Source organism: Candidatus Pseudoscillospira sp. SGI.172 (assembly GCF_050313575.1).
Lineage (GTDB): Bacteria > Bacillota > Clostridia > Oscillospirales > Oscillospiraceae > Vermiculatibacterium.
This window is the reverse complement of the sequence record NZ_JBNPLQ010000022.1, coordinates 1-23,971: the sequence shown is the minus strand read 5'-3', so window position 1 is coordinate 23,971 and position 23,971 is coordinate 1. Positions and strand designations below refer to the sequence as shown.

Below are 23,971 nucleotides of genomic sequence, written 5' to 3'. Positions count from 1 at the left end.
AAAGATCACGCGGCGACGGCGTAGGGGCTTTCCAGCAGCCGGGCTTTTTCCAGCAGCAGCACCAACGGGGGGAGGACCACCAGCTGGATGACGATGCCGGGCAGCGCCGTGACGAATGCGCCGGAGAGGAAGACAGCCATGGAGTACTCCCCGGCGGAAAAGACCAGGGCGTTCATCACCCCGTAGACCACCCGGCCGATGAGCATGGCACCGATGAGCTGGAGGTAGAGGTCGACGCTCCGGCGGCCGGTGTGGAGGAATCGGGCCAGCAGACCGGAGATGAGCCCGTAGGCGGCCAGTTCGCAGAGCATGGAGGGCAGATAGGCCGCGGGGGGCATCCCGGTGATGAGGCTGGAACACAGGGGGGCCAGCACTCCGCAGGCCAGGCCGTAGGGCCAGCCGCAGGCCAGACCGCACAGCAACACGGGAATATGCATGGGCAGGAAGATGCTGCCGCCCCGGGGGACGGAGTGGAAGGCCATGGGCAGGACCACGCCCAGCGCCACGCAGAGGGCCGCCATCACCAGGCGGCGGGTGGAGGATCGTTTCATGGAAGAGAGCTCCTTTCCGTCAAAAAACGCCGCGAAAACAGTGCCCGCTTCCTGCGGACCTGCCTTCGTGGCGTTTGACGTTCCAAAATAAAGAATAACAACAGAAAAAAATTGCGGAAGCTGCCTTCGTGGCAGCTTGTTTTCCTGCTTATTTTACCAATCGGGGCAGAAAAAGTCAAGAAAAGACGCGGCGCATCAGGGATGCTCCCTCCAATACTGCCCGGCCCTATCTTCCCAATCCTTCCGATCCTCCTCCGTGATGGGGCGGAGGACGCGGCAGGGGTTTCCTGCGGCAATGACGCCCCCGGGCAGGTTTTTGGTCACCACGGAGCCTGAGCCCACAATGGTTCCGTCGCCGATGGTGACCCCCGGGTTGATGACGGTGTTCCCGCCGATCCAAACACTGTTTCCGATCCGCACGGGCTTTCCGTATTCCGATCCGCTGTTCCGGACCGCGGCGTCGATGGGGTGGGTGGCCGTAAAAATGCACGCTCTGGGAGCCAGAAGCACATTGTCCCCCAGGGTGATGTCACACACGTCCAGCAGAATGCAGCCGCAGTTGAAGCAGCAGTTTTTCCCCAGAGAAATGTGGCTTCCGTAATCGCAGTGAAAGGGCGGCTCCACTCAGGAGCCCTCCCCCATTGCACCCAGCAGCTCCTGAAAGAGGGAGAGCAGTTCCTCCCGCGCCGGGGCGGCGTTGATGCGGGAAACCAGCCGGTACCTGCGGGTGTGGGCGGCCTTCAGCTCGGGATCGTCGGCCCGGTAGCGCTGACCGGCCAGCATCCGCTCCCGCTCTGTCATCGCGCGCCTCCCCCAGTGGGCAGCCGGGAGGTGTCCAACGTCACATCGCACTGGTCGGAGATGTGAAGACCCGCAAGGTAGGCCTCCTCCAGAGGGATCCACTTTTCCCGGAACCGCTCCAGACTCTCGGGGGTCTCCCGCCGCTCCAGGCGGGAGAGCTGGACGGCGGCGTCGCAGGTGAGAAAGAGGTGGAGCCCGCTGTATCCGGCCAAAGCGGGGTGGAGGGCATAGCTCCCCTCCACAATGCTCAGGCGGCGGAAGAGGGTGGTCACCGGGGGGCGGAATCCCCCGGTGGAGCAGTCGAAGGGGCGGACGGTCACGGCCTCTCCCCGGGAGAGAGGGGCAAAGAGCTCCTGGGCCGCCCGCTCATAGTCCACGTTCCCCCCGGGGGCGGACAGCCGTTCGGGGGTGCGTTTTTCCGGCGGGAGAAAGTAGTCGTCCATGTGGAAAACATTGCACTCGAAGAGCTGGGCCAGCCGGGCGGCAAAGGTGGTCTTGCCCGCGGCGCAGCGTCCGTCCACCGCCACCACCACCGCACCGTCGGTCTCCCGCAGCGTCCGGTCGATGGCCCGCAGGGCGGGGGCGTAGCAGGAGAGATCCCGGTCGATCACCCGGTAGTGGGGGCGGTAGGCGCTGTCGTAAGCCTCGCTGTGGTGCAGCGGGGGGCAGCCCGCCCCGTCGTATTCGGCGAGAAAGTCGTCCAGTTCGGCGCAGTCCAGGGGAAGCTGTCCGGCCCAGGCGAGCCCGGACAGGAGTCCCAGCTTTTCCCAGAGCCCCCGGCCGGAACCCCGGGGGCGGGCGGAGAGGGCAAAGCAGCGGGCCAGCAGGGGAAGATCCTCCTCCGTCAGCCGCTTGGGGTCCAGGTGGCAGCGGCACAGCCCGTCCCCGATGGCTTCCACGGTGTAGGCGGGGACGTAGCCCTCAGTCTGTGCCCGGGCAAATTCCTCGCGGAGAAAAGGGAGGGCGTCCCCCTCGGCCACCAGATGGCCGGGGCCGAACTCGCTTTGATAGAGGAGCTTTGCGTAGTCCCGGCTCTCCATGGCCGGGTAACGTCTGGCGTGGAGCTTCAAAATGTTGGCGAGAGCACTCATCGGCCGGACACCTCCCCGGCGGCCAGCTCCACCGCGCTGGTCAGGGCATCCTCCAGCCGGCAGTTCTCGCTTCCGGCCACCAGGATGCCGCAACTGGACACGGGGACCAGAATGCGGCGGGCGGGGGCGGCGGAAACGGCGGCGGCGATGGCGGGGCTGATCTCTCCCATAAGGGAGTTGGCCGCCAGCAGGCCGATGGGCCCCATGATGAGATCGGCCCGGCCGGCGTTCCAGCAGGCGGCGTTTTCTCCGGTGGCCCCTTTGTCGGCTCCTGCCTTGAGCATGGCGGAGGTGGCCATGGCGTTGGTCCCCACCCCCCATATCTGAACGGAAGGGCCCAGCCGGGCCTTCAGACGGGACACCAGACTGGCCCCCAGTCCGCCGCCCTGGCCGTCAATGACAACAATACGCATCGCTTGCAGCTCCTCTCGAATTTCCGGCTGCGGGGCGCGGAGGTGAGCGGAGAAAACGTGCCCGGCAGATTTGATTTGCTTCTATTATACCGGAATGGAGGGAGCGGGGCAAGGGGCAGCCGTCCGGAAAGAAAGAGAATTCGGAACACCTGTTGCGTATCTTGAAACAAAAAGAAAAATGTGGTACAATCCGGCGGAAAGGAAGTGATGGGGCGTGGTAAAGACGGGAAAGCCCCCTGTGGAGGATCTGCGCCAGCGCAGGAGCAAACAGCATCTGTCGGAGGCGCTGCTGGAATTGATGTCGGAGAGGCCCTTTCGGGAGATCTCGGTGGTGGATGTCTGCCAGCGTGCCAGGGTGCACCGCACTACGTTTTACGCCCATTTTGAAGATAAAAATGCACTTTTGCGCTATGTGCTGGCCGAACTGCGCCGCTCTTTCGAGGCCGAGCAGGAGGGCATCGGGGGCCAGACGGGGACCCGGGGGTATCTGCTGGCGGAGTTCCACAGCGCCCTGTCCTTTCTGAAACGGAACCGGCAGGTCTATCTCTCCGGGCTGAAGGGCGGCAGCACCGAGCTGTGGCTGGTGGAGGACGCGGTGACCCAGTGGCTGGAGAGCCGGTTTGAGGCAGAGGGCTTTTACGCCGGCCGGGAACGGATGGCCCAGTCTGCGGCGCGGTATTATTCCGGAGCTTTGCTGTCGGTGGTCCGCTGGTGGCTGGAAAGTGAGATGCCCATCAGCGAAGAGGAACTGGTGGAGCAGGTGACGCTTCTCCTGCCCAGCCACCCAGGCGGAGCCGAAGAGAAAAACGAGGCGGCCGGGGCCCTTTGAACCGGACGCCGTGCGGCGGAACCTTTCGGCGCTTCTTTTCTTGACACCCATGGGGTGCAATGCTAAAATAATCACGGTAATTCGGTTAAAATGAATATTTTCAATTCAAAATAGAAAGAAAAGGGAGCGTTTTTATGTCAATCGGCATCAAGGCCCCGGGAAAGTATACCCAGGGGGCGGGCGAGCTGTCCAAACTGGGCATGAATGTGAAAAAGATGGGGAACAAGTTTTTCATTCTCTGTTCCGCCAACACCCGCAAGCGCATCGGCACCGTGATGGAGGAGTCCCTCCGATCGGTGGAGAAAGAGTATGTTTTCTGCGACTTCAATGGTGAGTGCTCCAAGGCGGAGATCAGCCGGGTCATGGAGGAGTTTGAGAAGGCCGGCTGCGACGTGATGGTGGGCGCGGGCGGCGGCAAGGTCATCGACACCGCCAAGGCTTCCGCCGAGAACCTGGGCGGCAAGCCGGTGGTCATCATCCCCACCGTGGCCTCCAACGACGCGCCCTGCTCCGGCGTGGCCGTCATCTACAACGAGGCGGGCGTGGTGGTCAAGGCCCTGCTCACCAAGCACAACCCCGACCTGGTGCTGGTGGATACCGACGTCATCGCCCACGCTCCCGCCCGACTGCTGACCGCCGGCATGGGCGACGCTCTGGCCACCTGGTTTGAGACCCGGGCCTGCAAGCGCTCGGGCGCCAAGAGCATGGCCCGGGGCCTGTGCTCCAACACCGCGTACATGATGAGCAGGCTCTGCTACGATCTGCTGATCCAGGACGGTGTGGCCGCACTGGAGGCGGTGAAGCGCCAGGAGAGCGACCAGCACCTGGAAAACGTGGTGGAGGCCAGCATTTACCTCTCCGGCATCGGCTTTGAAAGCGGCGGCCTGGCTGCGGCTCACGCCATCAACGACGGTTTTGCCTACGTCCCCGCCGCCCACGGCATGTACCACGGCGAGAAGGTAGCCTACGGCCTGCTGTGCCAGCTCCTGCTGGAGAAGGCCCCCCAGGAGGAGTGGGACGAGGTGTTCGGCTTCTGCAAGGCGGTGGGTCTGCCCACCAAGCTGGCCGATTTGGGTATCGCCGAGGTGAAGGAAGAGGAGATCCGCAAGGTGGCCGAGGCGGCCTGTGTGGCCACCCAGTCCACCAAGAACGTCCGGGCGGACATCACCCCCGACGAGGTCTATGCCGCCGTCATGAAAGTGGACGAGCTGGGCCGGAAGTAAGGGCCGCAGCTCTTCCGCGTTTGGTTATGAGAAAAGGCGCAGGAAATTTTATTTCCCGCGCCTTTTCTGTTGAAACAGCCGGAGACAGAGGCCCGGAATACGGACCCTTGCAAAGAGGGTGGGCCAGCGGTATGATAGGGAAAAGAAATCCGCGTGGGAGCGATGCGGGGGTAAGCCTGATTTGGACGGGAGGGGAATCATGAAAAAAGCGGTGAGATCTGCGGCGGCATTGGGGCTGCTGATGTTGCTGCCAGGATGCCGTCAGGCGCCGGGGGCAAGTTTTGGGACGCCTGAGCCCAGTCTGGAGACTTCTGAGCCAGGTCTGGAGACACCGATGGCGGGCAGTAAAACGGAGGCGATCCCCTTTGCCGGCGATCAGCTTTATGCCGTGGCCTGGGTGGGGTACGACGACTTAACGGAGCTCCCGTCCTATCTGGACCGCTATGTGGGCAGCGGCCATGTGCCCACCCACTATTTTTCCGATGGTGAATACTATTTGGTCATCCCCAGATATTCGGATATGGATCTGAAGTTGTACAAAAACGACATCGAGGCGGAAACGCCTGCGCTGGTGTTTGAAGAGAGCGAATGCGGCCCCTTCCTGATCCAGTGCAATATCAGCGATATTTTTTCCGATGTCACCGTCTCTTTCACCCGCGGAGAGGATACCGCCGAATTCTCCCCCTATATTTCGTTGAAAGACGGAAGCGTTGAGGTGGGGGAGAGAGGACTCCATCTTATAAAATAAGGCTTGCTTATGAGAAGCCCCGCTGTTGATGTTTGGCCAACAGCGGGGCTTCCTGAATTATGCAACGCCTACGGTGAGAAGCAGATTGGCAAAGACCCGGCCTTCACCGGTGGAGACGGCCAGCTTGACGCCCTTTTCACAGCAGGCGTCGTAGAATTGATACCGGCCCAGTTTTTTCAGCTCCATCCCGCCCAGCATCCGGGTGAACTCCCCAAAAATGGGGGGGATGGAGCCGTCGCCCGGGTCCATGACCTCCGCCTGCTCAAAGTGGGCGGCGGACTGGAGGGCGGCCAGGACGTCGGTGACGGCGGGCAGGCCGGGGGTGAGACCCAGATAGACCTTCTCGGCCCCGGCGGTCCTGGAGTCCAGAGGGTAGTTGCCGTCGGCGATGAGGATCTTGTCCCCATGGCCGCAGAGGGAGAGCACCCGCATGAGATCCGGGTGGATCAGCGCTCCGGTGAGCATGATTTGATCTCTCCTTCCCGAAGCTGGCCCAGCGCTCCGCCGGGGTGGCAGCGAACATATTGCTGAGGGGTCTGCCCGCCGTCGGCCTGAAGGGCCACGGACAGAGCCTGGAGGGTGAGCACCTCGGCCAGAATGGAGTTGCGGGGGGCCCGGTTGAGCGGCCCTCCCTCCTCGGAGACGCCCGCCAGCAGCACCGCGTCTCCCTCCCGGGCCAGCCAGGAATCGGGGTTCCCGGTGACGGCGATGACCTTGCAGCCGTTGTTTTTCACGGCCAGTACGGTGGATTTGAGTTCCGTGGTCTCTCCGGAGTTGGAGATGGCGATGACCACGTCCCCGGCCATCAGCTGGCCGCAGGAGCCGTGGACGGCCTCGGTACCGTGGAGAAAGTAGGTGGGAGTGCCGGTGGAGGAGAGCAGGGAGGCCAGGTAAGCGGCCACGTGGCCGGGCTTGCCGATGCCGGTGATGTGGACCCGGCCGCCCCCGGCCTGACAGGTGCGGATGAGGGACAGGGCGGCTTCATACTCCTCCGGACGGCGGGCGTCCAGGAAGGCGTTGAACTCCGTCCTGACGGAGGAGAAAAAGTGTTCTACTGCCTTTTTGCTTTCGGCGTTCATCATAACATCACTCCTTGGTGAGGGGATCGGGCCTCATTTCAGCGCGTCCAAAATCCGGGGATCAAAGCCGGCGTACTTCCGCTCTGTGAGCAGGGCCTGCACTTCGTCCACCGTGGGCAGACTGGGCATGGCCCCCATCCGGGAAACGGTGAGGGCAGCGGCGTGGCTGGCAAAGGCCAGGGCCTCCCCCTGGGGCAGTCCGGCGGTGAGTCCGGTGCAGAAGGCGGCCACAAAGGAGTCGCCGGCGGCGGTGGGGTCTGCCACATGGGGCATCCTGACACAGGGCGTGTGGTGGATGCCGTCCTCCCCGGCGGCAATGGAGCCGTTCTCTCCCAGCGTGATGATCAGGTTTTTCACCCCCCTGGCCCGGAGCGCCCGGGAGACGGCGGCCACATCCGCCATATCCACACCGTGGGAGACGTCGATGGGGTGGTCCGCCAGCTGGGCTGCCTCGTGCTCGTTGGGGGAGAGATAGGTGGTGCAGGCCAGGAGCCGTTCAGACATGGGGGCGGCGGGGGCGGGATTGATCATGACGATCACCCCTGCGTCGCGGGCCCAACCGGCCACCGTTTCAATGACGTCCATGGGCAGTTCAAACTGTATCATGAGGAGGTCGTAGCGGCCGATCTCGTCCTTGAGCCAGGCCACGTCCTCCACCGTGAGGGTGAAGTTGGCCCCGGGACAGACCGTGATGCGGTTCTGCGCGCCGTGTTCGGTGACCTCCAGGGTGATATGCCCCACGCCGGAGGACTCTTTCGGGTCCACTGAGACGTGGGAGACGTCCACGCCGGAAGCCCGGGCCGTGTCCACCATGGCCTTTCCGAAGGCGTCGTCGCCCACTTGACCCACCATGGTGACGCGAGCGCCCAGGCGGGCACACTGCACTGCCTGGTTGGCCCCCTTGCCGCCCGGGGCGGTCTGGAACTTGAGGCCCACTACGGTCTCCCCGGAGCCCGGAGCCCGCCGGGTGGAGGCGATGAGATCCATCATAAAGGACCCCACCACCAAAATGTTTGGTTTTTTCAGCACGGCAGCCCCAGCTCCTTGCGAACATAGTTTTCCAGGCGGATCAGGCTTTCCACCTCACCCCGGGCGTTTTTGTCCAGCTTGGCACAGTCGGCGCTGCGGGAAAAGACGTTCATGGGCACGCCCGCCAGACTCTGATGATACTTGGCGCTGCAGGGGTAGATGCGCATCTCGATCATGGCGGCAGCTGTGAGGAAGTCAGCCGCCAGGCGGGCCTTTTCCGGTTGGTCGTCCCTGTGGTCGAAGCACCACTTGTAAATGTCGGGGTGGAAGTTGGCCATGACGCCGTTGTAGCCGGCGGAGCCGTGGCAGTAGCTGTCGAACCAGGACTGGGCGTTGGCGTTGAAAATTTTCAGCGGGGTGCCCTCCACGGCCTTGAGCCGCTCCCGGATGAGTTCATAGTCGCAGCAGGTGTCCTTCAAAAAGACCATCCGCCCCTCGGGGGCCACCTGCTTCAAAAACTCGGTGGAGACCAGGCGTTTCCAGGGCATGGGGCACTCATAAATGCCGAAGTCGATCTCGGGGAAGCGATCAAAGATCTCCCGGGCGTTCCGGAGAAAAACCTCCTCACCTTCGTGCTTTTGATCCAGCCGGTTGGACACCAGCACATAAGCGCCGATGCCCGGGATCTGCATCATGTCCTCGATCTCCCGGAACTGGGTGGGCTTGTCGTCGGCGGTGTGGCCGGAGGCCACGACCTGGATGCGGCCGTCCACCGTCTCGGCCACGGCCCGGGCGATGTCCAGTTTTTCCTGCCGGGAGAGAAAGGCCATCTCGGAGGACTGACACACGGCAAAGATGCCGGTGCAGCCCTTTTCGATGTACCAGTTGCAAAGGCCTTCGATGGCCTTGAAGTCCGGCTTGTCGTCATCGGTGTAGGGGGTGATCATGACCGGCCATACGCCGGGGTTGATGGAAAAAGGCATAGTTATCTCTCCTCAAAAGCAATTCGCGTCCGCTGCGCAGCCGCAGTCCGGGGCGCGGTCACATCATGCCGAAGGTTTTTGGCAGGAACAGGACCACTTCCGGAATAAAAGTAATGATAAAGAGGACGATCAGCATGACCACAATGGGCCACCAGATCTCCTTGACGATGTCCTTCAGCGGCGTGCCGGAGATGCCGGAGGTAATGAAGAGACACATGCCGAAGGGCGGTGTGGACAGGCCCACCATCATATTAAAGACGATGACCAGGCCGAAGTGAATGACGTTGATGTCCAGGGCCTGAGCCACAGGCCACAGGATGGGGATCATCACCAGCTGGATGACCGAGGTGTCCACAAACATGCCCAGGACCAGGATGATGAGGTTCACCAGTAAGAGGAAGATGTATTTGTTGCCGGTGACGGTGAGCAGCCAGTTGCCCAAAATGGTGCCGATCTGCTCCTTGGCGAAGATGAAGGAGATGGCGGAGGCGGCGCCCACCATGATGGACACCGAGCCGGTGGATTTCACTGTGTCGATGAGCACCTGCTTGAGCCCCTCCCATTTCAGCACCCGGTAGCCCAGGCTGGCCACCAGCAGGGCATAAAGCCCGGCGATGGCGCCCGCCTCGGTGGGGGTCATGACGCCGGTATAGATGCCGATGAGGAGGATGACGGGTGTGAGCATGGCGGGGAGCGCCCGGACCAGATAGCGGAGGTAGGGGGACAGCTTGGGGGGCGGATCTTTCGGATATTTACGCTTACCGGCTATAATGGCCACATAGATGCACAGCGCGACGGCCAGCAGCACACCGGGGACCATGCCTGCCATAAAGAGCGCGCCCACGGAGGCACCGGTGAGCATGGAGTAGATGACCATGGGGATGGAGGGCGGGAAGATGGGGCCGATGGTGGCGGAGGCGGCGGTGATGGCGCAGGAGAAGCCGGCGTCATAGCCCTCGGCCCGCATGGCGTCGATCTCCATCTTGCCAAGGCCTGAGGCATCGGCCACAGCGGAGCCGGTCATGCCGGAAAAGACCAGGGAGGCCAGCACGTTCACGTGGGCCAGACCGCCCCGGAACCGGCCCACAAGACCCTTACACACGCCAAAGACGTATTCGGTGATCTTGCCGGCGTTCATGATGTTGGCCGCAAAGATGAAAAGTGGGACCGCGATGAGGGTGTTGTTGGTAAAGACCTGCTCGATGGTTTTCTGTGCCACCAGGTGGAGGGAACCGCCCTCCCCCAGGAACATTGCCCCCACGGGCACGCCCTTGAGCAGGGCGTCGGTGACAAAATAGGTGAGACAGGCGGCGATCATGCCGGTGGGGATGGGCATCCGCAGGAGGAAGATAAGGACGAAAACCGCCAGAAAGAGGATCAGAGGCAGGTGTTCCAGCATGTCATTTTCCCTCCTTTGTGTCGGCGGAGCCGTAGTTGATGTCCAGGAGATTCAAGGGTTCCTGTGCCAGAGAGGCCTCCACGGCCAGCTCGGCCTCGCTCTTGCTCTCGTTGAGCATCTTTTTGGTATAGTGCTCATCCCCGCGGAGGACCATGATCTCCTCATAGCAGTCCAGCACGGTGTAGATCAGAATAATGACCAGAAAGATGACGAAGGGGAAGAACACCACAGTCTTGGAAATTTTCAAAATACTGGTGACCTGAGCCCGGGCCTGAAGCCCCCAGACATAGCGGAAGGAGGGGATCACGGCGGCCAGGAAGGTCACGGCGATGATCAGGTTGCCGATGAGGGTGGTGATCGCCTTGCCCCTTACACTCAGGTTGTCATAGAGCAGGGTGAAGGTGACGTGGCTTTTTTCCCGCTGGGCAAAGCAGGCGCCCAGGAGCACCAGCCACAGAAAGCACATCTGTTCCACCTCCAGAGTCCAGGTCTGTGGGTTGTTGAACAGATAGCGCATGATGACCTGAAAGCAGAACACCAGGAAGAGGGCGGAGAAGGAGAGAAGTGGAATATAAAGCTCCACACAGTTGCGGAAAAAACGGGCGATTTTTTTTAGTGCCTCCAAGCAGTACAGCTCCTTTCTGGAGAAGAAAGACCGGGAGGCCGGGCTCTGGTCCCAGCCTCCCGGAGGGCGAATACAATCAGGCCATTTCCTGGATCTGAGTGAGGAGATCCTTGTCCCAGGCATCGGAGACGGGGTCGTTCAGATAGGCGTTCAGCACGTGATCGGCAAAGGCGGCCACATCGGCGGCGTAGATCTTCAGGTCCTGCTCCTTGAGGAAGTCCTGAACCTCGCTCTCGGTCTTCAGGTTTTGCTCGTCGCAGGCCTTCCTTCCGGCCTCGACGGCCTCCATGACCCAGCCCTTCTGGGTGTCGGTGAGCTTGTTCCAGGTGTCCACATTGATGGTGGGCCACACGGAGTCTACCAGGTGATTGGTCAGAGAGATGGACTTCTGAACCTCGTAGAACTTGGCGGACTTCACGGTGGGCAGAGGATTGTCCTGGCCGTCCACGGTGCCGGTCTGCAGGGCCAGGTACAGGTCGTTGAAGGCGATGGCAGTGGGATTGGCGCCCATGGCCTTGCCCAGGAACACCCAGGCGTCGGAATTGGGCATCCGGAGGTTCACGCCCTTGAGGTCGTCAGGGGTCTTGATCTGGCGGTCCTCACTTAGGGAGATCTGGCGGGTACCCAGGTAGTAAGCGCCCAGAGGCAGGATGCCCTGTTCGTCGGCGATCTTCTGGAAGACTTCCTTGCCGATGTCGCCGTTGAGGACCTTGGTCATGTGGTCATAGCTCTGGAATACGTAGCCGGCAGTGAACATGCTCACCCAGGGGGAGCCGTCGGTGAGCCAGGAGGCGGAGGAGTAGATCATGTCTACGTCTCCGTTTTTCAGGGCGTCGTGTTCCGTGTCCTGACCGTAGAGGGTGCCGGAGTCATAGCACTCCACAGTCATGTTGCCGCCGGAGATTGTCTCCAGAGTCTCTTTAAAGACCTTCTGTGCGGCGCCGTGGGCGTCGGTGGGGACGGCGGCGATGGAGAACACCAGGTTGACGGGATCGCCCGCGTTGTCGGCAGCGGCGGCGCTTTCAGACGGGGCGGCGGACGCGGCAGGGGCCGGGGTGGTGGAGCTTCCGCCTCCGCAGGCGGTCAGGGCGCCGGCGAGCATGGCGCCGCTCAGGGACAGTGCAAGCAGTCTCTTCCAGTTTTTCATGATGCGTGATCCTCCTCAATTATTTTATAGAATGCGTATGCTTCGTTCCCGCCTTCCGGAGCGGGAGCGGCGGGAACTCAGTGATAGATGCGCTCCCGCATCTTCAGGGCCGCAGAGTGAAGGATATTGGCACACTCAATGAGCTTGGCGTCGGTCATGACATGGGCAGGGCCTGAGGTGCTGATCCCGGCCACCAGCTGTCCGGCGGCGTTGTAGACCGGCACGCCCACACACCGCAGGCCGGACTCCCGTTCCATGTTGTCAATGGCATAGCCCCGACGGCGGGTTCGGGCCAGCTCCTCCAAGATCTCTTCGGGATCCGTCATGGTGTTGGGGGTGTAGCGGACAAACTGCTCCGGCAGGCGGGCGCGCCACTCCCCTTCGGGAAGATGTGCAAGGATGGCCCGCCCGATGCCGGTGGCGCACAGCGGAGCCCGTTCTCCCAGGATCTCCCGGTAGGGGAAATCATTCATCCTGGCCTTGGGGTGGGCCACATAGAGGTAAAGGACCTCGGTGCCGTAGGGCAGGCCGAAATAGACGATCTCATCGGTGAGGGCGGCGGTGTCGTAGAGAATGTCGTAGACAGCCTTGGGATAGCCCAGATGCTGGTTGATGATGAAAGCGTACTCCAGCATTTTCAGCCCCAGGGCATATTTGCCGTTGGGCATCTTCGTCAGATAGCCCAGCTGCTGAAACGTGGAGAGAATATTATGCACGTTGGATTTGGTAACGCCCATGCGCTCGGCAAGCTCAGTAACGCCAAGCTCAGGCTCCCGCACGGAGAAGCACTCCAGGATCCGCATGGCCTTGGCCAGAGACTTTACCTTTGGGTCGGTCTCGTTTTCCATGTGTGACTTCCCTTCTTTTGTTCTCTATTGATGAACAAAGGTTCTTATTACGATACAATCATATCTGGTTGCACAGAAAAATGCAAGGGGAGGAGCTGATTTTTGGCGAACTGGAAAAAGGCAAAGCGGGAAAGTGAGAAAAATCGAAACGCCTTTTCTCAATGATGAACGAGGGGGGCGGTTTCTTTGACAGGGGCAAAACACGGGGCCCTTGTGCGGCGTGCCGGAGACCGCTATAATGGGCGGGAACGGAAAGGAGCGATCCCTATGATTTATGATACGCTGGCTCACGCCGGACAATATGCCGGAATCCATCCCAACCTGGCCAGAGGGCTCCGCTTTTTGGCGGAAGCCGATCTGGCCGGACTGCCTGTGGGGCGGGTGGACATCGACGGTGATGAGGTCTTTGCCCTCATTCAGGAGTATACCACGAAGCACCCCGCAGACGCGGTGCCGGAGGCCCACCGGGTCTATGCGGACATCCAGTACCTGGTGCGCGGGGAGGAACTGATGGGGGTGGCACCTCTGGAGACCATGGCCCGGGAACTTGAGGCCAGACCGGAGAACGACATCCGCTTTTACGAGGGAGAGACGGTAAAATTTCCTTTGGGAGGGAAAAACTTTACCGTGCTGTTTCCCGGTGACGCCCACGCCCCCTGCATCGCCCTGGGGCAGCCTGCCCCGGTGCGGAAGTGCGTGGTGAAGGTCAAGCTTTGACAGAGTTCTTTTCTCTGCAAAATCTTTCTCGAAGGCATACCATTTCCCTCGCAAATATGATAAAATAACAAACAGTCGTTTGGCGGGCCCGCTCTGCGGGTGAAAGCAAGCGGGAAATTACGGGAAGGGGGCGGCAAGATGAAAAAACGAACCGCGCTGCTGGCATTTCTGCTGGCCCTGACACTGACAGGCTGTTTCTTCCGGGGCGCGGACGAGCTCTATACCGTACCTCGCCCCTCCAAGGATTACGAGGCGCTTCAGGTGCGGCTCAGTGAGTTTATCGCCAAGGGCGGGGAGTACGCCGCCCCCCTGTCGGGAGAGCTCATCCAGTCGGTGCAGCTTCAGGACCTGGACGGGGACGGCATCCAGGAGGCCATCGCCTTTTTCCGATTCCCCAATGAAGAGAAGCCCATGAAGATCTGTGTGTTCCACCAGACGGACGAGGGCTACGAGACGCTCACCGTTATCGAAGGAGCGGGCACCGCCATCAACTGTGTGGAATATGCCCAGATGGATGACGAGCCCTATCAGGAGATCGTGGTCAGCTGGCAGATGAGCGACAAGGTCCACTCCCTGGCGGCCTATGCCATTGGCCCCGGACAGGCAGAAGAGCTGCTCCGCACCGACTACGACAGCTACAGGCTCTCCGATCTGGACCAGGACGGCCAGCAGGAGCTGGTGGTGTTCCGCACTCCGCCTGAGGGCGGCCCCAGGGCGGAGCTCTATGACTATCAGGGCGGCCTTGCCATGGTGGGGACTGCCCCTCTCTCCGGCGGGATCACCGCCGTGGCGGACGGCGGCGTGCGCGCAGGGAACCTGATGGGCCGGGTGCCAGCCCTCTTTGTGGTTTCGGCCTATGAGGAAAACGGCACCATTACCGATATTTTTACCTGCCAGGACGGGCGGCTGAAAAACATCACACTGGATACCGCTATCGGGGAGAGCGGGGAGACCATCCGCTTCTATACTCAGGTCACAGGCAGCGACATCAACGGCGACGGGATTGTGGAACTGCCTCAGCCGGTCCCTCTGCCCGATTACAAGATCACGACCGCGGCGGTGAATTTCTGGCTCATCCACTGGCGCCAGTTCGACGCCCAGGGGGTGGCCCATCCGGTGTTCACCACCTACCACAACGACCGGGACGGGTGGTATTTCATCCTGCCCGAGGCGTGGGGAGACAACGTGACCCTGACCCGCTCCGATCTGCCCGGCGGGGGAGAGCGGGCGGTGACCTTTTCCTACTGGGAGGGGGACGAGAGCGTGGAGCCTAAGCCCTTCCTCACCATCTACAAACTCACCGGCAGCAACCGGATCAGCCGGGCCACCATGCCGGGACGGTTTATCCTCTTCCCGGAGGACGGGCTGGAAGGGGCCTCTGAGGCCAACACCATCTATGCTGCCGAGTTCCGGGACGGCTGGGATCACAGCCTCTCCGAGCGGGAGATCCGAGACCGGTTTTCCCTCATCAAGACCGACTGGTTTGCCGCGGGCTGACCCGGCTTTGCGGGAAATATCACTGCATTAGGAAGGAGAATCCAAGTGAAAAAGGTATTAGTCCTGGAGGATGAGACCAATATTCGCTCCTTTGTGGTCATCAACCTCAAGCGTGCCGGTTACGAGGCCATTGAGGCCGGCACTGGAGAAGAGGCGCTGGAGCAGCTGAAGAAAAATCCCGATGTCAGCGTGGCTCTGCTGGATATCATGCTTCCGGATATGGACGGCTTTGAGGTCTGCCGGCGCATCCGGGGGAGCAACAGCCGAATCGGCATCATCATGCTCACCGCCAGGACCCAGGAGATGGACAAGGTCACCGGCTTGATGACCGGCGCGGACGACTATGTCACCAAGCCCTTCTCCCCGGCGGAGCTCACCGCCCGCATCGATGCCCTCTGCCGCCGGGCCGGCGGCGGGGAGACGCCGGCGGACAGCGGAGAGATCAGCCAGCCGCCGTTCCTGCTCAACACCCGCAATCGGACGCTGGAGAAGAACGGACAGCGGGTCAAGCTGACCCAGGTGGAATACTCCATTGTCAAGCTCTTTATGGACAATGCGGGAAAGGCCCTCTCCCGGGAAGAGATCCTGGACGCGGTGTGGGGGAAGGACTACTTCGGCGAGCTGAAGATCGTGGATGTAAACATCCGCCGCCTGCGCATCAAGATCGAGGACGACCCCACGAACCCGTCCTATATCACCACGGTGTGGGGCTACGGGTACAAGTGGGGATTCTGAATTTTCCGGGGGGCCGTCCCCGGGGCCCCATCGAAGATGGGACGGCGCAGAGCGCCGCGGGTCCACCTCCGCCGGAAACGACGATGGACCGCGCAGGTCGGATTCACTCCGACCGGGCAGATTGAAAAAGGGGTCCCCGCAAAACGGAGCTTTGTGGGGCCGGGGCCCACGGACCCGTCCTATCTCACCACGGTGGGGGCTGCGGATACAAGTGGGAATTTTAAATCAGACCGCGGCGCGGCGCACAGAGAAAGGAGGCGGCGGAGCTATGACAAAGTTCAAAGGAATTCGCAGGCGTTGGATGACCAACTCCATCGGCGTGCTGCTGTTCGTCATCTTGCTGGCGGTCACCGCCTTCTCCGTGGCAATGGGGAGCTATTACTACGCCACCATGTCCAGCGGGCTCCAGGTGAAGGCAGAATACGCGGTGGAGTTTTTCAGCGACTACCGGACGAAGAACGAGTATTATCAGCACGTGCTCACTTACGTCAACAACAACTTTGAGGGCAAAGACGTGATGGAGATGCAGTTTTTGGACACCGCCGGGTCTATCCGCTTTTCCTCCTTCGGCCTGGCCGCCTTCAGCGCCCCCGGCACGCCGGACATCGCCGGCGCGCTGGACCCGGAGCACCCTCAGACCACCCCGTGGACCGGGGACGATCCCTCCACCGGGGAGCACATCATGGCGGTGAGTTCTCCCCTGACCATCGACGGAAAGCCCGTGGCCGCCATTCGCTATGTCACCTCCCTGCGGCTGGTGGACCGCCAGCTGGCCGTCATTGTGGTCCTCTCTCTGGCGGTGGGGATGGCTATTCTGGCGCTGGTGTATTTCTCCAACCTCTATTTTGTCAAGTCCATCGTGGAGCCGGTCTCCGACATCACCGAGATCACCAAACGCATTGCCGGGGGCAGCTACGGCATCCAGATCGAGAAACAGCACGACGATGAGATCGGCGACCTCACCGACGCCATCAACAACATGTCCGCCCGGATCAACGAGTCGGAGAAGATGAAGTCGGAATTCATCTCTTCGGTCTCCCACGAGCTGCGCACCCCCCTCACCGCCATCAACGGCTGGGCCGAGACCATTATGAACGGGGAAGTGCGGGACGCCTCCGACGTGAAAAAGGGCATGGGCATCATCGTCTCCGAGGCGAGAAGGCTGACCAACATGGTGGAGGAGCTGCTGGAGTTCTCCCGCATTGAGGACGGCCGCTTCACCCTGTCCATCGAGCCGGTGGATCTGAAGGCGGAGTTTGAGGACGCGGTATACACCTATCGGGAGTTCTTCCGCAAGGACGGCCTGGAGCTGCGCTATCAGGAGTCCGACGAGGACTTCCCGCCCGTGAACGCCGACCCTGAGCGGCTGCGTCAGGTGTTCTGCAACATTATGGACAACGCCGCCAAGCACGGCGGCAGCGGCGGCCGCATCGACGCCTCCATCCGGCAGGAGGAGGACTGGGCGGTCATCACCATCCGGGACTACGGTCACGGGATCCCGGCGGATGAGCTGCCCCACGTGAAGTCCAAATTCTACAAGGGCTCCTCCAAGGCCCGGGGCTCCGGCATTGGCCTGGCAGTGTGCGACGAGATCGTCTCCAGGCACGGAGGCGAGCTCCTCATCGGCAATGCCGAGGGCGGAGGCTGTATCGTCACCATCCGCCTGCCCGTGGGAAAGAAAACGGTAATTGGAACATAAGTTCTATTTTTGACCCGCACCCCTTGCAAATGAGGTGCGGGTCTGTTACAATACGTTCTGTCGAAATCGATGGAGCGAAAATGACCCCCTGCACTGCGGGGACAAGGAGATACCGCATGTTCAAACGATTGCTGCTCACCGCCGCGGCCGGGTTCAAGACTATGATCGGCGGACAGGCCCTGATTGAGGGCATCATGATGCTGGGCCCGGACAAGAAGTCCGTGGTGGTCCGCAAGCCGGATGGGGAACTGGAGGTCAAGACCGGGCCCCGGAAGCTGCTGAAGGACCGGCATCCCTTCACCGCCTGGCCTCTGATCCGGGGTGTGGTGGGCTTTTGCTCTTCCATGTACAACGGCATCAGCGCGCTGATGTATTCTGCCGAGTTCTTCTCTGAGGATGAGGAATCGGGGGGGGAGCCCTCCAAATTTGAGGCGTGGCTGGAGCGGAAGCTGGGGAGCGAGAAGATGTACAATTTGATCCTCACCGCATCTATGGTGCTGGGGATGGCGTTTTCCGTGTTCCTCTTTTTCCTGCTGCCCACGGCGCTGGGCGGCGCGGCCCTTCATTTTATTCCCGGATTTCCGCTGTGGGGGAGAAACCTGGTGGAGGGCCTGCTGCGGGTGGTCATATTCCTGGGTTACCTTATTTTGTGCTCCCATTTGAAGGACATCCGCCGGACGTTCCAATATCACGGCGCGGAGCACAAGACCATCTTCTGCTATGAAAAGGGCCTTCCCCTGACAGTGGAGAACGTCCGGGCTCAGCCCAAGCACCATCCCCGCTGCGGCACCAGCTTCCTCTTTGTGGTGATCTTTGTGTCCATCCTCCTCTCCAGCATCGTGTTTTCCTTCATCCATGTGGAGAACACCTTTGCCCGGATGGGGCTGCACCTGCTGTTGCTGCCGGTGGTGGTGGCCATTACCTATGAGATCAACCGCTATGTGGGCGGGCACGACGGCGCGCTGTGCCGCCTCATTCGGGCGCCCGGGATGGGCATCCAGCGCTGGACCACGTTCGAGCCCGACGACAGCATGATCGAGGTGGGGATCCGGGCGCTGCGCGAGGTCCTGCCCCAGGTGGAGGGCGCGGACCGCTGGTAAAAGCGGCGAGAAGAGAGAAACGCGGGGTGAGGTCGTGGCGACCACATACAATAACCTCTATCTGGAGGTTCGCAGGCAGCTGAGAGCGGCGGGGATCCCGGCGGCCCAGCTGGAGGCGCGGGAGATCGTGTGCTATGCTGCCGACAAGAATCGGGAGCAGTTCTTCCGGGACATGTCCCTCTACGCCTCCGATCCGGTGGAGGAGCGGGTCCGGGCGCTGGCCAAGCGGCGTCTGGAGGGAGAGCCTGTGGCTTACATCATCGGGGAGTGGGAGTTTTACGGCCTGCCCCTGGATATTTCCCGGGACGTACTCATTCCCCGCCTGGACACCGAGGTTTTGGCCGAGCAGGCCATCCTGGCCGCACGGGCGGCGGGGGAGGGCTGCCGGGTGCTGGATCTGTGTGCCGGCAGCGGCTGCGTGGGACTGGCGGTGGCGGCCAACGTGCCCGAGTGCCGGGTGGTGCTGGCCGATCTGTCCGAAGGGGCGCTTCGGGTGTGCAAGCAGAACATCCGCCGGTGCGACCTGAATGCCCGGGTGACCTGTCTGTCCGCCGACGCCAAGCTCCCCCCCCTGCCCGCCCTCTGGGACTTTGACGTGATCGTATGCAACCCGCCTTATATCCCTTCCGGAGAGATCGCGGGACTGGACGCGTCGGTCAGGGACTATGAGCCCCATCAGGCCCTGGACGGCGGAGACGACGGACTGGACTTCTACCGGGCGGTGGCCTCCAAGTGGAAGGGGGCCCTCCGCCTGGGCGGCACCCTGCTGTTCGAAGTAGGGATGGGCCAGGCCCCCGATGTGGAGCGGATCCTGGGCAAGAACGGCTATGAGGATGTGCGCAGCTTTCAGGATACCCAGGAGATCTGGCGAGTGGTAGCCGGCACCATCAACGAGTAAACAGCCCGGGGCAAGGCCAGGCCGGGCCCCTTTTTGAGAGGAGATCAGACGTTATGGCAGAAAAAAAGAAGATGCAGATCACCCAGCCCGGCCAGGCTTCCGACAAGAAGAAGGCGCTGGACACGGCCCTTGCCCAGATCGAGAAGGACTTCGGCAAGGGCGCCGTCATGCGCCTGGGAGAGAACGCCCATGTGGTGGTGGAGTCCATCCCCACCGGCTCGCTGTCCCTGGACTTCGCGCTGGGGATCGGCGGTGTGCCCAAGGGGCGCATCATTGAGATCTACGGGCCGGAATCCTCCGGTAAGACCACTCTGGCCCTTCACATCCTGGCGGAGGCCCAGAAACGGGGCGGCGAGGTGGCCTTCATCGACGCCGAGCACGCCCTGGACCCGGCCTATGCCAAGGCGCTGGGCGTAGATATCGACTCCATGCTCATCTCTCAGCCGGACACCGGCGAGCAGGGGCTGGAGATCTGCGAGGCCCTGGTCCGCTCCGGCGCCATCGATGTGGTGGTGGTGGACTCGGTGGCCGCCCTCACCCCCCGGGCCGAGATCGAGGGCGACATGGGCGACAGCCACGTGGGCCTGCTGGCCCGCCTGATGAGCCAGGCCCTCCGCAAACTGGCCGGCTCCATTTCCAAGACCAACTGCATCGTCATCTTTATCAACCAGCTCCGGGAAAAGGTGGGCGTCATGTACGGCAACCCGGAGGTCACCACCGGCGGCCGGGCGCTGAAGTTCTATGCCTCGGTCCGGATCGACATCCGCCGGGTGGAGTCTCTGAAAAACGGCAGCGAGGTGATCGGCAACCATGTCCGGGCCAAGGTGGTCAAGAACAAGGTGGCTCCGCCCTTCCGCCAGGCGGAGTTCGACATCCTGTTCGGCCAGGGCATTGCAAAGGACGGCGAGCTGGTGGATCTGGGCGTTCAGCTGGGCCTGGTGCAGAAGTCCGGCTCCTGGTTCTCCATGGGTGAGGTGCGCATCGGCCAGGGCCGGGACGCCGCCAAACAGTATCTGAAGGAAAACCCGGAGGTGGCTGAGCAGTTGGAAGCCGACATCCGGGCCAACGCCGCCAAGCTGCTGGCCGCACCCGGGAAAACCGCCCCACGGACCGGGGCTGCCGCTGCTGCTCCCGCTGCTGCCGCATCCCGCGGCGGGAGCAGCGGGGTGGATGTGTCCGCCGAGGATTTCGAGGATGCGGATCAGTAAGCTGGAGCCGTCTCAGCGGGTGAAGGGGCGGTGGCTGGTCTGGCTGGACGACGGCAGTCTCCTGCGGATCAGTGAGAATGAGGTGATCTCCTTCGCCCTCTATACGGGGATGGAGCTCACAGAGGATGCCTTTGACGCCCTGACCGCCGCCGCGGGAGCGAGCGCCGTCAGGAACAGGGCCCTCGATCTGATCTCCGCCCGTCCTCTGTCCCGGCGTGAGCTGATCCAAAAGCTCACCGCCCGGCCCAGAGACCGGGAGAGACCGCCTTTGGCCACGCCGGAGCAGGCCGGAGAGGCCGCCGACTGGCTGGAGGGGCTGGGATACCTCAATGACGCCGCGTACGCTGGGATGGTGGCCCGCCACTATTCCGCCAAGGGCTATGGGGAGCGGAAGGTCCGGGACGAGCTCTTTCGCCGGGGCGTGCCCCGGGATCTGTGGGACGCCGCGCTGGAGGAGGCCCGGCCCCCGGAGGAGGGGGTGGACGCCTTTTTGCGCAGCCGCCTGAAGGGGCGTGACCCTGACGCCCGGGAACTCAAGCGGGTGTCCGACGCCTTGGCCCGGCGGGGCTACCGCTGGAATGAGATCAGGGAGGGGCTGCGCCGCTATGGCGCGGAGATCGAAGAGGAGTGACGGGCTCCTCGTCCGGCGCGGAAAGGCCGGGGCCCCCATTAACATTGAAGGAGAATTCACTTTGAAAATCGCTTTTATCTCTCTTGGCTGCTCCAAGAACCTCATCAACACCGAGCAGATGATGGCCCTCTGCCGGGCTGCCGGACATACCGTCACGGGAGAGCCGGAGGGGGCCGATGTGGCTGTGCTCAACACCTGTGGGTTCATTGACGCCGCCAAAAGCGAGGCCATTGAGAATATCCTGGCGCTGGGGGAGCTGAAAAAGGCGGGGCGGCTGGGCAAACTGCTGGTCTGCGGCTGCCTCTCTCAGCGCTATCGGGCGGAGATGCTGGATGAGCTGCCTGAAGTGGACGGACTCATGGGCACCGGCAGCTATGACCATGTCGTCGCGGCGGCGGAAGCCGTGGCAGCGGGGGAGCGGTTCCAGGACTTCGGGGACATCTCGGCCACCACCGAAGAGGGCGCGCGCATGATCACCACCCCTTCCTATACCTCTTTTCTGAAGATCGCGGAGGGCTGTGACAACTTCTGCGCCTTCTGCATTATCCCCTATCTCCGGGGCCGCTACCGCAGCCGTCCCATGGAGTCCATTCTGGCCGAGGCCAGGGCCCTGGCCGAGGGAGGGACCCGGGAACTGATCCTGATCGCCCAGGACATCGGCCCCTACGGCAAGGATCTCTATGGGGAGCGCAGGCTCCCGGAGCTGCTGCGGGAGCTGTGCAAGCTGCCCTTCTACTGGATCCGGCTGCACTACCTCTACCCCGACCACCTGGACGACGCGCTCATCGATGTGATCGCTTCAGAGCCCAAGATCGTCAAGTATCTGGACATTCCTCTCCAGCACTGTGACGATCGGATCCTGAAGTCCATGGGCCGCTGGGGAACCCGGGAGACGCTCACCGGGATGCTGGCCGAACTGCGCCGCCGCATCCCGGGCTTGGTGCTGCGCACCTCGCTCATCTGCGGCCTGCCCGGGGAGGGAGAGGAGGAGTTCGAGGCGCTGTGCGGGTTTGTCTCCGAGACCGGCATTGAACGGGCGGGCGTGTTCCAATACTCCCGGGAAGAGGGCACCCGGGCGGCCAAGATGGAGGATCAGGTGCCGGAAGAGGTGGCCGCACAGCGGGTGGAGCGCCTGGTGGAGCTCCAGTCCCGGGTGCTGGACGCCTATAACGAAAGCCGTCTGGGCACGATGATGGAGGTCCTCTGCGAGGGCTTTGACGCCGAAGAGGGCTGTTACGCGGGCCGGACCTATGCCGATTCGGTGGAGGTGGACGGCCGGGTCTGGTTTACCGCCGCCAGGAGCATCCCTGCGGGGACCTTTGTCAATGTCCGCATGACGGGGACTCGGGACGGAGATCTGACCGGCGAGATCGAAGCGTAAGGGGGCCGGGACGTGAATACAGCCAACAAGCTTACCCTTCTGCGGGTGGCCATGATCCCCCTGTTCCTGGTGATCCTCTACTGGGGCTTTCCGGGGAGCGACTATGCCGCCCTGGCCGTTTTTATCCTGGCCAGCCTGACGGACTTCGCCGACGGCTATATCGCCCGACACTGCGATCAGATCACCGACTTCGGAAAATTTATGGACCCGCTGGCGGACAAGGTGCTGGTGGTCACGGCCATGCTGTGGTTTGTCCAGTGCGGCCGGCTGCCCGCCTGGGCGGTGGCCATCGTGATCTTCCGGGAGTTCGCCGTCTCCGGAATGCGGCTCATTGCCGCAGAGCGGGGCAGGGTCATCGCCGCGGGCTGGTCGGGAAAGGTCAAGACCGCATCCACCATGGTGGGGCTGTGCCTGATGTTTCTTCCTCTGCCCGGCTGGGTCACAACGGCCTGTGTGACGGTGATCGTGGTGACCACTCTTTACTCCGGGATCGAGTATTTTGTAAAGAATCTGGATATTATGGACTGGAGCAACCTGTAACGGGGCGGCCCGACGATGGGCTGGCCGTGTTTTGAAACTGGACCTGGGAGGCGGCGCGCATGCTGTTTCAGAAAAAGATAGAACCGCGGTGTACCTATTGCGCCAAAGGGGCGCCGCTGGAAGACGGGCAGATCCTCTGTGCCAAAAAGGGCGTGGTCTCCCCCGCGGGGAGCTGCTCCGGGTTTCGGTATGATCCGCTCAAGCGGATTCCGCCCCGCCCGGCGGTGCTGGACACCAGCCGGCTGAAGGATGAAGATTTTCGCCTGGAGTGAAGAGCGAAACGAAAAGGGCGGACCGGAATGGACATTCCGGTCCGCCCTTTTTATACCTGCGTCCAGCGCTCTGTCATTTGGAACAGTGTGTTCAGAACGGCGGGGGAACCAAGCAGGCAGTAATTTTTTCCGTTCCAGCAGATCCCGCCTCCGGAAGTCAATTCAAAGAAGGCCATGTCCGCTTTATAGTAGACCGTGAAGCAGTAAGAGCGCTCCGAAGAGGGCGGATTTGTTTCGAAGGGGGACGGGACCAGCAAAAGGCGCGTCAATTCGGACAGAAAACAGTGGATTTCCACGATGTTTTCCGTATACCGGCCCACAACGGAGGCGGGGCCGGAAACGGTCACCGACACCATGGCGGCTTTTTCCGCCGGCTGAGGGAGCAGCTCCCCCGCCTGACGCGGGAAAAAGATTCCAAGGCATAGGATGGCAGCCGCCGCTGCCACGGTTGAGATCACACTCCTCTGTCTCATTTTACACACCCCATCCCTTTGCCCTATAAAGAGTCCTTTATTAAGACAACGGTTCAAAGGGCAAAAATGTGACAGGTTTTTAAAAAATTTTATTTTAAGAAGGCCGGGGAGCAT

General features: G+C 62.0%; 26 protein-coding genes and 1 pseudogene. 14 read left to right on the top strand and 13 right to left on the bottom strand.

Annotation, left to right across the window (positions count from 1 at the left end; genetic code table 11):
- Positions 1-5 precede the first annotated feature (5 nt).
- The 4 genes and pseudogenes from ACQRD3_RS09375 to ACQRD3_RS09360 all read right to left on the bottom strand — a co-directional run bounded on the left by ACQRD3_RS09375 (position 6) and on the right by ACQRD3_RS09360 (position 2,856).
- The gene (locus ACQRD3_RS09375) at positions 6-551 is read right to left on the bottom strand and encodes an ECF transporter S component (RefSeq protein WP_427781149.1); all 546 of its coding nucleotides are present in this window, start codon (positions 549-551) and stop codon (positions 6-8) included.
- Between the two features lie 195 nt (positions 552-746).
- A pseudogene (locus ACQRD3_RS09370) lies at positions 747-1,352 on the bottom strand (sugar O-acetyltransferase).
- Entirely contained in the window at positions 1,349-2,443 is a 1,095-nt protein-coding gene (locus ACQRD3_RS09365; protein ID WP_427781147.1) for a uridine kinase family protein, read from the bottom strand. Before ACQRD3_RS09365 ends, ACQRD3_RS09370 begins: the two are co-directional and overlap by 4 nt.
- Positions 2,440-2,856 carry a DUF3842 family protein gene (locus ACQRD3_RS09360; RefSeq protein WP_427781145.1) on the bottom strand — a complete coding sequence of 139 codons (417 nt, stop codon included), beginning with the start codon at positions 2,854-2,856 and terminating at the stop codon, positions 2,440-2,442. Before ACQRD3_RS09360 ends, ACQRD3_RS09365 begins: the two co-directional genes overlap by 4 nt.
- Before the next feature lie 214 nt (positions 2,857-3,070).
- Here ACQRD3_RS09360 and ACQRD3_RS09355 point away from each other — a divergent pair, with 214 nt between their 5' ends.
- The 3 genes from ACQRD3_RS09355 (at position 3,071) to ACQRD3_RS09345 (ending at position 5,656) form a co-directional block, all read left to right on the top strand.
- Positions 3,071-3,685, top strand: coding sequence for a TetR/AcrR family transcriptional regulator (locus tag ACQRD3_RS09355; protein ID WP_427781143.1), 615 nt, complete (start codon positions 3,071-3,073; stop codon positions 3,683-3,685).
- 134 nt (positions 3,686-3,819) lie between these two features.
- The gene (locus ACQRD3_RS09350; protein WP_427781141.1) at positions 3,820-4,908 is read left to right on the top strand and encodes a glycerol dehydrogenase; all 1,089 of its coding nucleotides are present in this window, start codon (positions 3,820-3,822) and stop codon (positions 4,906-4,908) included.
- 199 nt (positions 4,909-5,107) lie between these two features.
- Positions 5,108-5,656 carry a hypothetical protein gene (locus ACQRD3_RS09345; RefSeq protein WP_427781139.1) on the top strand — a complete coding sequence of 183 codons (549 nt, stop codon included), beginning with the start codon at positions 5,108-5,110 and terminating at the stop codon, positions 5,654-5,656.
- Between the two features lie 57 nt (positions 5,657-5,713).
- Here the strand turns inward: ACQRD3_RS09345 and ACQRD3_RS09340 are convergent, their stop codons facing one another.
- From ACQRD3_RS09340 to ACQRD3_RS09305, 8 genes are all read right to left on the bottom strand, one after another.
- Positions 5,714-6,121: an RbsD/FucU family protein gene (locus ACQRD3_RS09340; RefSeq protein ID WP_080906962.1), complete on the bottom strand. Its 408-nt coding sequence runs from the start codon at positions 6,119-6,121 to the stop codon at positions 5,714-5,716.
- On the bottom strand, positions 6,103-6,738 hold the full coding sequence (locus ACQRD3_RS09335; RefSeq protein ID WP_080906963.1) for an SIS domain-containing protein: 636 nt from the start codon (positions 6,736-6,738) through the stop codon (positions 6,103-6,105). Before ACQRD3_RS09335 ends, ACQRD3_RS09340 begins: the two co-directional genes overlap by 19 nt.
- A gap of 30 nt (positions 6,739-6,768) precedes the next feature.
- The gene (locus ACQRD3_RS09330) at positions 6,769-7,764 is read right to left on the bottom strand and encodes a ribokinase (RefSeq protein ID WP_427781136.1); all 996 of its coding nucleotides are present in this window, start codon (positions 7,762-7,764) and stop codon (positions 6,769-6,771) included.
- Positions 7,758-8,687: a dihydrodipicolinate synthase family protein gene (locus tag ACQRD3_RS09325; protein WP_080906965.1), complete on the bottom strand. Its 930-nt coding sequence runs from the start codon at positions 8,685-8,687 to the stop codon at positions 7,758-7,760. Before ACQRD3_RS09325 ends, ACQRD3_RS09330 begins: the two co-directional genes overlap by 7 nt.
- 58 nt (positions 8,688-8,745) lie before the next feature.
- Positions 8,746-10,086: a TRAP transporter large permease gene (locus ACQRD3_RS09320; RefSeq protein ID WP_143476600.1), complete on the bottom strand. Its 1,341-nt coding sequence runs from the start codon at positions 10,084-10,086 to the stop codon at positions 8,746-8,748.
- A 1-nt stretch (position 10,087) separates the two neighbouring features.
- A complete protein-coding gene (locus ACQRD3_RS09315; RefSeq protein ID WP_427781133.1) occupies positions 10,088-10,711 on the bottom strand; it encodes a TRAP transporter small permease in 624 nt (207 codons plus the stop codon).
- A gap of 76 nt (positions 10,712-10,787) precedes the next feature.
- Positions 10,788-11,858 (bottom strand): sialic acid TRAP transporter substrate-binding protein SiaP, encoded by a 1,071-nt coding sequence (locus tag ACQRD3_RS09310; protein ID WP_427781131.1) that lies wholly within the window; start codon positions 11,856-11,858, stop codon positions 10,788-10,790.
- A gap of 77 nt (positions 11,859-11,935) precedes the next feature.
- Positions 11,936-12,706, bottom strand: a complete 771-nt coding sequence (locus ACQRD3_RS09305) for an IclR family transcriptional regulator (protein WP_080906967.1) — start codon at positions 12,704-12,706, stop codon at positions 11,936-11,938.
- A gap of 267 nt (positions 12,707-12,973) precedes the next feature.
- Between ACQRD3_RS09305 and ACQRD3_RS09300 the strand changes: the two genes are divergently transcribed.
- From ACQRD3_RS09300 to ACQRD3_RS09250, 11 genes are all read left to right on the top strand, one after another.
- The gene (locus ACQRD3_RS09300; RefSeq protein WP_427781129.1) at positions 12,974-13,423 is read left to right on the top strand and encodes a YhcH/YjgK/YiaL family protein; all 450 of its coding nucleotides are present in this window, start codon (positions 12,974-12,976) and stop codon (positions 13,421-13,423) included.
- A 138-nt stretch (positions 13,424-13,561) separates the two neighbouring features.
- Positions 13,562-14,920, top strand: coding sequence for a hypothetical protein (locus ACQRD3_RS09295; protein WP_427781127.1), 1,359 nt, complete (start codon positions 13,562-13,564; stop codon positions 14,918-14,920).
- Between the two features lie 45 nt (positions 14,921-14,965).
- The gene (locus tag ACQRD3_RS09290) at positions 14,966-15,655 is read left to right on the top strand and encodes a response regulator transcription factor (RefSeq protein ID WP_080906970.1); all 690 of its coding nucleotides are present in this window, start codon (positions 14,966-14,968) and stop codon (positions 15,653-15,655) included.
- Positions 15,656-15,923: 268 nt separating this feature from the next.
- Positions 15,924-17,354 carry a sensor histidine kinase gene (locus ACQRD3_RS09285; RefSeq protein WP_427781125.1) on the top strand — a complete coding sequence of 477 codons (1,431 nt, stop codon included), beginning with the start codon at positions 15,924-15,926 and terminating at the stop codon, positions 17,352-17,354.
- Positions 17,355-17,470: 116 nt separating this feature from the next.
- Complete coding sequence (locus ACQRD3_RS09280; RefSeq protein WP_427781123.1) at positions 17,471-18,454, top strand: DUF1385 domain-containing protein; 984 nt, start codon at positions 17,471-17,473, stop codon at positions 18,452-18,454.
- 34 nt (positions 18,455-18,488) lie between these two features.
- Positions 18,489-19,352, top strand: a complete 864-nt coding sequence (gene prmC / locus ACQRD3_RS09275; protein ID WP_080906972.1) for a peptide chain release factor N(5)-glutamine methyltransferase — start codon at positions 18,489-18,491, stop codon at positions 19,350-19,352.
- Positions 19,353-19,405: 53 nt separating this feature from the next.
- Complete coding sequence (gene recA / locus ACQRD3_RS09270) at positions 19,406-20,560, top strand: recombinase RecA (protein WP_427781121.1); 1,155 nt, start codon at positions 19,406-19,408, stop codon at positions 20,558-20,560.
- Positions 20,547-21,191 carry a regulatory protein RecX gene (locus ACQRD3_RS09265; protein WP_080906974.1) on the top strand — a complete coding sequence of 215 codons (645 nt, stop codon included), beginning with the start codon at positions 20,547-20,549 and terminating at the stop codon, positions 21,189-21,191. The genes recA and ACQRD3_RS09265 overlap by 14 nt, the downstream gene beginning before the upstream one ends.
- Positions 21,192-21,252: 61 nt before the next feature.
- The gene (rimO, locus tag ACQRD3_RS09260) at positions 21,253-22,572 is read left to right on the top strand and encodes a 30S ribosomal protein S12 methylthiotransferase RimO (protein WP_427781118.1); all 1,320 of its coding nucleotides are present in this window, start codon (positions 21,253-21,255) and stop codon (positions 22,570-22,572) included.
- Between the two features lie 12 nt (positions 22,573-22,584).
- Positions 22,585-23,112, top strand: a complete 528-nt coding sequence (gene pgsA, locus ACQRD3_RS09255; protein WP_427781116.1) for a CDP-diacylglycerol--glycerol-3-phosphate 3-phosphatidyltransferase — start codon at positions 22,585-22,587, stop codon at positions 23,110-23,112.
- Between the two features lie 59 nt (positions 23,113-23,171).
- The gene (locus tag ACQRD3_RS09250) at positions 23,172-23,384 is read left to right on the top strand and encodes a hypothetical protein (RefSeq protein WP_080906977.1); all 213 of its coding nucleotides are present in this window, start codon (positions 23,172-23,174) and stop codon (positions 23,382-23,384) included.
- Positions 23,385-23,434: 50 nt separating this feature from the next.
- On the opposite strand, the gene ACQRD3_RS09245 is transcribed toward ACQRD3_RS09250, so the two are convergent.
- Positions 23,435-23,842, bottom strand: coding sequence for a hypothetical protein (locus tag ACQRD3_RS09245; RefSeq protein ID WP_427781114.1), 408 nt, complete (start codon positions 23,840-23,842; stop codon positions 23,435-23,437).
- Positions 23,843-23,971: the final 129 nt, after the last annotated feature.

What these genes read in the sequence shown, in the direction of transcription:
- ACQRD3_RS09375 (WP_427781149.1), bottom strand. Translation starts at nt 551, where the DNA reads ATGAAACGATCCTCCACCCGCCGCCTGGTGATGGCGGCCCTCTGCGTG.
- ACQRD3_RS09365 (WP_427781147.1), bottom strand. Translation starts at nt 2,443, where the DNA reads ATGAGTGCTCTCGCCAACATTTTGAAGCTCCACGCCAGACGTTACCCG.
- ACQRD3_RS09360 (WP_427781145.1), bottom strand. Translation starts at nt 2,856, where the DNA reads ATGCGTATTGTTGTCATTGACGGCCAGGGCGGCGGACTGGGGGCCAGT.
- ACQRD3_RS09350 (WP_427781141.1), top strand. Translation starts at nt 3,820, where the DNA reads ATGTCAATCGGCATCAAGGCCCCGGGAAAGTATACCCAGGGGGCGGGC.
- ACQRD3_RS09345 (WP_427781139.1), top strand. Translation starts at nt 5,108, where the DNA reads ATGAAAAAAGCGGTGAGATCTGCGGCGGCATTGGGGCTGCTGATGTTG.
- ACQRD3_RS09340 (WP_080906962.1), bottom strand. Translation starts at nt 6,121, where the DNA reads ATGCTCACCGGAGCGCTGATCCACCCGGATCTCATGCGGGTGCTCTCC.
- ACQRD3_RS09335 (WP_080906963.1), bottom strand. Translation starts at nt 6,738, where the DNA reads ATGATGAACGCCGAAAGCAAAAAGGCAGTAGAACACTTTTTCTCCTCC.
- ACQRD3_RS09325 (WP_080906965.1), bottom strand. Translation starts at nt 8,687, where the DNA reads ATGCCTTTTTCCATCAACCCCGGCGTATGGCCGGTCATGATCACCCCC.
- ACQRD3_RS09320 (WP_143476600.1), bottom strand. Translation starts at nt 10,086, where the DNA reads ATGCTGGAACACCTGCCTCTGATCCTCTTTCTGGCGGTTTTCGTCCTT.
- ACQRD3_RS09310 (WP_427781131.1), bottom strand. Translation starts at nt 11,858, where the DNA reads ATGAAAAACTGGAAGAGACTGCTTGCACTGTCCCTGAGCGGCGCCATG.
- ACQRD3_RS09305 (WP_080906967.1), bottom strand. Translation starts at nt 12,706, where the DNA reads ATGGAAAACGAGACCGACCCAAAGGTAAAGTCTCTGGCCAAGGCCATG.
- ACQRD3_RS09300 (WP_427781129.1), top strand. Translation starts at nt 12,974, where the DNA reads ATGATTTATGATACGCTGGCTCACGCCGGACAATATGCCGGAATCCAT.
- ACQRD3_RS09295 (WP_427781127.1), top strand. Translation starts at nt 13,562, where the DNA reads ATGAAAAAACGAACCGCGCTGCTGGCATTTCTGCTGGCCCTGACACTG.
- ACQRD3_RS09285 (WP_427781125.1), top strand. Translation starts at nt 15,924, where the DNA reads ATGACAAAGTTCAAAGGAATTCGCAGGCGTTGGATGACCAACTCCATC.
- ACQRD3_RS09280 (WP_427781123.1), top strand. Translation starts at nt 17,471, where the DNA reads ATGTTCAAACGATTGCTGCTCACCGCCGCGGCCGGGTTCAAGACTATG.
- recA (WP_427781121.1), top strand. Translation starts at nt 19,406, where the DNA reads ATGGCAGAAAAAAAGAAGATGCAGATCACCCAGCCCGGCCAGGCTTCC.
- ACQRD3_RS09265 (WP_080906974.1), top strand. Translation starts at nt 20,547, where the DNA reads ATGCGGATCAGTAAGCTGGAGCCGTCTCAGCGGGTGAAGGGGCGGTGG.
- ACQRD3_RS09250 (WP_080906977.1), top strand. Translation starts at nt 23,172, where the DNA reads ATGCTGTTTCAGAAAAAGATAGAACCGCGGTGTACCTATTGCGCCAAA.